The organism is Limisphaera ngatamarikiensis (assembly GCF_011044775.1).
GTDB lineage: Bacteria > Verrucomicrobiota > Verrucomicrobiia > Limisphaerales > Limisphaeraceae > Limisphaera > Limisphaera ngatamarikiensis.
In genome coordinates this window covers 1-1482 of sequence record NZ_JAAKYA010000019.1, presented here as the reverse complement: position 1 = coordinate 1482, position 1482 = coordinate 1, and the positions used below count along the sequence as shown (strand labels likewise).

The 1482-nt window shown below is 55.7% G+C and carries 3 protein-coding genes; all 3 read right to left on the bottom strand.

Translation table 11 applies throughout. The features are described 5' to 3' along the window. Positions 1-53: 53 nt before the first annotated feature. Positions 54-218 (bottom strand): hypothetical protein, encoded by a 165-nt coding sequence (locus tag G4L39_RS03790; protein WP_165106046.1) that lies wholly within the window; start codon positions 216-218, stop codon positions 54-56. Between the two features lie 3 nt (positions 219-221). Continuing rightward, positions 222-731, bottom strand: a complete 510-nt coding sequence (locus G4L39_RS03785) for a hypothetical protein (protein WP_165106044.1) — start codon at positions 729-731, stop codon at positions 222-224. 26 nt (positions 732-757) lie between these two features. Beyond that, the coding region (locus G4L39_RS03780; RefSeq protein ID WP_205880760.1) for an RHS repeat-associated core domain-containing protein at positions 758-1482 on the bottom strand (725 nt) is incomplete at its 5' end.

The following is a 1482-nucleotide window of genomic DNA, read 5'->3' as shown; positions in this document are numbered from 1 at the left end:
TCACCACGCCCGTCGCCACCACCGACTGCACGTTGGTCAGCCGGTTCCACAGGTCAAACCCCCGGGTCGTCGCCAGCCGCAGCGGTCCGTTCCGCCAGGAGTTTACTCACCGGATGGTCGAGCCGCAGGGCTCTCACACTACCGCCGGGCTGGCGAGCCACCGCGTCCGCCACGCTCAAAACCTGGCCACCGCGTGGCAGCTCTATGTAGTTTGACACGCGTCAACCTCCTTCAGCACCCGCCTTTGCCTTCTTCTCATAATCCTCACGTTCCTTAAGAAAGCTTAGCACATAATCGCGCACCTCAGCGGGCGTCCCACTCATGACAAGCCGCCGAAACTCGGCGATTCTTCTGCGGGCCTTCTCAAATCTCGTTTCGGGCGGATCATTATCATCCATCAACATCAATTCCATACCCAGGGCAAATTGCATTGCGTCTGCAGCTACCCGGCCGTAGGCGGAGTCTATGAACACCGTACCACTGATCTTCTTGAGGCCCACCGAAGTCGCCCAGGCTTCCTTCCATACCGGCGGCAGTTCATCAAAGCCATATTTCCGTAGCAGCTCCGAATACCTCGTTTCCTCAATTGTCCCCCTGCGTGTGCAGCCACACACGCTCCACTCCGTCATCAGGCGTCCGTTCGCCACGTCAAAAAACGTCTTCTTATAACCCCCAATTGCCGGCAGACCCGGCAGAAAAGCAACTACTAACAGCACTACCGTCCCTACCACAATTGCTACTTTGACGGCCCGTGTCCTCATTTCCCACGCGCTCCACACCTCTTGTCCGCCACCATGTTGTCGTACTTAAAATATGTCCAGTTCTCCTTATCCACGTGCATTAGCACTTCAATCGCGTGTGCATTATTGCAAGGACTTGGATCCTTGTACCCTGTCCCTTGGCCGTGGCTTACTTCGTGAAACTTTGTGCCATCTTGTTCCCAGGTGCTCTGGCCGAACCAGCCATTGTCCAAGGTCAACTCATCATACCACGGCACGAGAGACCGCCAGTACCTCGCCGCGTCAGGCTTGATATCACCTCTATAGATCTCAAGGTTCTTGCGTGGGTCGTTAATGTCGCGGATCATACCTTCCAGGATCCTCCTCAGGCGCTTGAGATTCTCGATGAGTTGGCTGTAAGCAGGGCAAGGGCACAACTTGGAAAGACTCCCGATATTTGCATCAATCTGCCCAATCAGCGTCTCAGCCCGCTGCTTTACGCGCTGAATCGAGGTGTGGATGGCCTGCTTCTCGGCGTCGCTAAATGAACTTCCCCACTCGTATTCGTACAATCCAAGCACATCCACACTATCGATTGATTGCTTGCGAACATAGTGCGTTGACGTGACCAACAGCCTTGGAAGACGGCCACCGTATGCACTCTGTACTCTAAAACCTACTTCCCCGGCGGGATCCCTGCTCAACCACCTTCCCAGGGAGGGACTGTAGGCGCGGTATTCATAGAGCACCAGGCCCGTGCCGT